The organism is Burkholderia sp. KCJ3K979 (genome assembly GCF_016759955.1).
Lineage (GTDB): Bacteria > Pseudomonadota > Gammaproteobacteria > Burkholderiales > Burkholderiaceae > Burkholderia > Burkholderia orbicola.
The window spans coordinates 1-4,608 of record NZ_JACFYV010000336.1 but is presented as its reverse complement, the minus strand read 5'-3'; the positions used below and the strand labels follow the sequence as shown (position 1 = coordinate 4,608).

Sequence of the window (4,608 nt, the reverse complement as noted above, 5' to 3'; positions counted from 1 at the left end):
CCCCACGCGTCGTCGCGATGGTTCGTGCGCGCGGCGATGAATTCGTTGATCAGGTAGCCCTCGGACCCCATGATCTCCACGCCGTCGTAGCCCGCATGCTGCGCGAGCGCCGCGCATCGCACGAAATCGGCGATCGTCTCGTCGACCTCGTCGCTCGTCAACGCATGCGGCGTGAACCGGTTGATCGGCGCCTGCAGCGCACTGGGCGCCGCGAGCGCCGGGTGATACGCGTAGCGCCCGAAATGCAGGATCTGCAACGCGATCCTGCCGCCCTCGGCCTGCACCGCACGCGTCACGACACGATGGCGTTCGGCTTCCGCTTCGGTCGTCAGCATCGCGCCGCCGGGCGCCGGACGGCCGCGCTCGTTCGGCGCGAAACCGCCCGTGACGATCAGGCCAGCCTCGCCGCGCGCACGCTCCGCATAGAACGCGGCCATCCGCTCGAAACCGTTCGGCGCTTCCTCCAGGCCGACGTGCATCGACCCCATCAACACGCGGTTCCGGAGCGACGTGAAGCCGAGTTCGAGCGGGGTCGTCAAATGCGGATAACGGGAAGCCATCGGGTGTCTCCATGTTTATGCAACAAGTTGCATTGATGGTAGCTCGCCGGCATTGTTTATGCAACATGTTGCACAAACAATGCCGCGTCGTTTGTGCTGCGGCCCCGATATGGCAAGATGCGGTTCATTCCGCAGCCTTCGCCGATTCGACATGTCCCTGCCGCACGCGCTTCTCACCGCCCTCGCCGAACGCCCCGGTTCGGGGTCCGAGCTCGCCGATCGCTTCGATCGCTCGATCGGTTATTTCTGGCAGGCGACGCACCAGCAGATCTATCGCGAACTCGGGCGTCTCGAGGAAATGGGCTGGATCGAATCGCTGCCCGCCGAGTCCGGTCGCGGCCGCAAGCGCGCGTATCGGATTCTGCCGGCCGGCAAGAAGGAATTGCGCCGCTGGATCGCCGAACCGGAAGATCCGACGCCGCTGCGCGAAGCGTTGATGGTGCGCCTGCGCGCGGAAGCCGTGCTCGGACCGGCCGGCCTCGAGGACGAGATCCGGCGGCGCATCGCGCTGCATCAGGAAAAGCTGGAGTTGTATCTGCAGATCGAGGCGCGTGACTTTGTGGAGGCCGGCGGTCCGGCGGCCGGCGATTCACGCACGAAGCGCCTGCAGCATCTGGTGCTGCAGGCCGGCATCGCGAACGAGCGGTTCTGGGTCGAGTTCTCGCAGCATGCGCTCGACACGCTGCGTTTGCCGAAGGATTGAAGCGGCTGACGAAGAACGCGCGTTGTCCGTTTCACCGCCGATCGACATTGCGCGCCGGTGTAGCGGATCGCCACGCTCTACAGCAGGTCGCGCGCCGCGCCCGCCGTCGTGAAAAAGCCGCCGCGCGGCCCGCATTGAATCGCCGCGCGACGAACCCGGATCACGCGTCCGGAAAAATCACCACCTTGCCCTTCACCTGCCGGTTCGCCATCCGCGCGATCGCGTCGGCCGCGCCGTCCAGCGACACGCGCTCGGTGATCGCGGGCCGCACCTTGCCGGCTGCGAACCATTCGGCGAGCAGCCGCATGTTCGCCGCATGCTGTGCCGGGTCGCGCCGCACCGCATCGCCCCAGAACACGCCGAGAATGTCGCGCTCCTTCAGCAGCGCAAGATTCAACGCGATCTTCGGAATCTCGCCGGCCGCGAAACCGACCACGAGGAACCGGCCGCGCCACGCGGTCGCGCGCAGCGCCGCTTCGCTGTACGCGCCGCCCACCGGATCGTAGACGACGTCGGCGCCGCGCCCGCCCGTCAGTTCGTCCACGCGGCGGCGCAGGTCCTCGGTCGCGTAGTCGATCGTCTCGTCGGCGCCCGCTTCACGGCACAGCGCGAGCTTGTCCGCGCTCGACGCTGCCGCGATCACGCGCGCACCGAGCGCCTTCGCGATCTCGATCGCGGCGATCCCGACGCCGCCGGCCGCGCCCAGCACGAGCAGCGTCTCGCCCGCCTGCAGGCGCGCACGCTGCTGCAACGCATGCAGCGACGTGCCGTAGGCGAGCACGAGCGCCGCGCCCTGCTCGAACGTCATGCCGGGCGGCAGCGCGGCGAGTTGCCGCGCATCGGCCACGCACTGCTGCGCGAACCCGCCGTGCCCGGTAAACGCCATCACCGAATCGCCGACCCGCCACGCGGTGACGCCTTCACCGACCGCGTCGATCACGCCGGCAAATTCGGCGCCCGGCGAAAACGGCAGCGCCGGTTTCACCTGATACAACCCCTGGACGATCAGCGCGTCGGGAAAATTGAGCGAGGCCGCCTTCACCTGAATCCGGACCTGCCCGGCAGCCGGTTCGGGAATCGCGACGTCCTCGATGCGCAAGCGGTCGATCGGGCCGAATGCGGTACACAACAGGGCTTTCATGCGCTTCTGTCTCCTTGCGCGGCGTGGCCGGGCATCGGTACGGGGTGCGGGATGGCCCCGCGCGGCCGGTTCACGACGAGCATGCGATGCCCATCGCATCGGCAAGATCGTCGGTATTCCGGAATGTCGTTGAAACCACGTTCAGAACCACGCGTCGCGCATGTCGAGCGTCGTCGTGTCGACGCTCGACAGCAGGTCGAGCTGCGCATCCACCTTCGGCAGTTCCCAGCGGAAGAAGTAACGGGCCGCCGCACGCTTGCCGTCGTGGAAATCGCCGTCCTGTCCGTGCGCGGCGAGCGTCACGTCGAGCCACAGCCACGCAACGACGAGATGGCCGAACGCTTCGAGATACACGCTCGCGTTCGCCAGCCGCGTCCGCGGATCGCCGATCGCGCTCAACTGATGCGTCACGTCGCACAGTCTCGCCCAACGCTGCGCCAACGCATCGGCCTGCTCGCACGCGCCGGCATCCAGCGCCCGCGCGCGCTCGACGGTCGCGCCGATCCGCGCATCGAGCGCGCGCAGCGACGCGCCGTCGTCCTGCGTGACCTTGCGGCCCAGCAGATCGAGCGCCTGGATGCCGTGCGTGCCTTCGTGAATCGGATTCAGGCGGTTGTCGCGATAGAACCGTTCGACCGCGTAGTCGCGCGTGTAACCGTAGCCGCCATGCACCTGGATCGCGAGATCGTTCGCGGCCAGACACCACTGCGACGGCCAGCTTTTCGCGATCGGCGTCAGGATGTCGAGCAGGCGCGTAGCCTCGGCGCGCACCGTCGCATCGCCGTGCGCGCGCGCTTCGTCGACCAGCCTCGCGCAGTACAGGATCAACGCGAGACCGCCTTCGACATAGGCCTTCTGCGCGAGCAGCATGCGCCGCACGTCCGGATGGTCGACGATCGGTGCCTGCGGCGCGGTCGCATCCTTGGCCGCAGGCCCGAGCGGGCGCCCCTGCGGACGGTTGCGCGCGTAGTCGAGCGCGTGCAGATAACCGGTGTAGCCGAGCGCCACCGCGCCCGCGCCGACCCCGATACGCGCCTCGTTCATCATATGGAACATGTAGGCGAGGCCATGATTCGGCTGGCCGACCAGATAACCGATCGCGCCCGCGCGCCCTTCCGGCCGATAACGCGTGCCTTCGCCGAAATTCAGCAGGCAGTTGGTCGTGCCCCGATAGCCCATCTTGTGGTTCAGCCCGGCGAGCACGACGTCGTTGTGCTCGCCGCTCGCGCCATCGGTGCCGGTCAGGAACTTCGGCACGATGAACAGCGAGATGCCGCGCGTGCCGGGCTGCAGCCGGCCATGTTCGTCGGGGATCTTCGCGAGCACGAGGTGGACGATGTTTTCCGCCAGCTCGTGCTCGCCGCCGGAAATCCACATCTTGTTGCCGGTCAGCCGGTAGCGCGGGCCGAGCGGCGAATCGCCTTCGAAATCGGCGCGCGTCGCGATGTCGGACAGCGACGAACCGGCTTGCGGTTCGGACAGGCACATCGTGCCGAGGAAGCGCCCTTCCAGCTCCGGGCGCGCGAACGCGTCGATTTGCGCGGCGCTGCCGTGCGCGACGAGCAGGTTCGCGTTGGCGACGGTCAGGAACGGATACGCGGCGGTCGCGATGTTCGCGGCCTGGAAGAACAGGAACGACGCGGCTTCGACGAGCTTCGGCAAGCACATGCCGCCGAGCGCTTCGTCGTGGCCCGCAGCGATCAGCCCGGCGTCCGCGAACGCGCGCACCGCCGGTTCGACTTCCGGGATCAGCGTCACGCGTTCGCCGTCGAACCGCGGCTCCTCGCGATCGCCGCGCGCCGCGTGCGGCGCGAACAGGTCTTCGGCGATCCGCTCGCTGGTGTCGAGCACCGCGTCGAAGGTCTCGCGACTGTGCTCCGCGTAGCGCGGCAGCGCGACGAGCGCTTCGGCGTCGAGCCAGTCATACAGCAGGAACGCGAGATCGCGTCGCGACATCAACAGACTCATCGTGCTGCCTCCCGGGGTGCCGGCCGTGTCAGCCGAATGAAGGGTTGCGTGACTGCAAGCGCTGGCAGGAATTTAGCACGGTCGTTCGCAAACGACAACGGCGCGCAAGCTAGTTGTGAAGCTTCAATAGGTTGTATCGATGGTTCATCCGGACTGAGTCTGGGAGACTGGAAGTCGCCAAACACCCAACCTTCCAGGAACCCAGCCGGATGAACACCCATAAGAATGCCCGACTC

Annotated in this window: 4 protein-coding genes; 1 reads left to right on the top strand and 3 read right to left on the bottom strand. The window is 67.5% G+C overall.

Annotated features, from left to right (window positions below):
* Positions 1-560, bottom strand: a 560-nt coding sequence (locus H3O04_RS34030) for an oxidoreductase (protein WP_442862858.1), incomplete at its 3' end; no start/stop codon positions are given.
* A 151-nt stretch (positions 561-711) separates the two neighbouring features.
* On the opposite strand from H3O04_RS34030, the gene H3O04_RS34025 reads away from it, so the two are divergent.
* A complete protein-coding gene (locus H3O04_RS34025) occupies positions 712-1,263 on the top strand; it encodes a PadR family transcriptional regulator (protein ID WP_202589361.1) in 552 nt (183 codons plus the stop codon).
* A gap of 160 nt (positions 1,264-1,423) precedes the next feature.
* Here H3O04_RS34025 and H3O04_RS34020 read toward each other — a convergent pair whose 3' ends face one another.
* Together H3O04_RS34020 and H3O04_RS34015 are read right to left on the bottom strand one after the other, a co-directional pair.
* Positions 1,424-2,404, bottom strand: coding sequence for an NADPH:quinone oxidoreductase family protein (locus H3O04_RS34020; protein WP_027813741.1), 981 nt, complete (start codon positions 2,402-2,404; stop codon positions 1,424-1,426).
* A gap of 141 nt (positions 2,405-2,545) precedes the next feature.
* Positions 2,546-4,372 (bottom strand): acyl-CoA dehydrogenase, encoded by a 1,827-nt coding sequence (locus H3O04_RS34015; protein ID WP_202589360.1) that lies wholly within the window; start codon positions 4,370-4,372, stop codon positions 2,546-2,548.
* Positions 4,373-4,608: the final 236 nt, after the last annotated feature.

Coding starts and splice junctions, on each gene's coding strand:
- H3O04_RS34015 (WP_202589360.1), bottom strand. CDS start 4,372: ATGAGTCTGTTGATGTCGCGACGCGATCTCGCGTTCCTGCTGTATGAC.
- H3O04_RS34025 (WP_202589361.1), top strand. CDS start 712: ATGTCCCTGCCGCACGCGCTTCTCACCGCCCTCGCCGAACGCCCCGGT.
- H3O04_RS34020 (WP_027813741.1), bottom strand. CDS start 2,404: ATGAAAGCCCTGTTGTGTACCGCATTCGGCCCGATCGACCGCTTGCGC.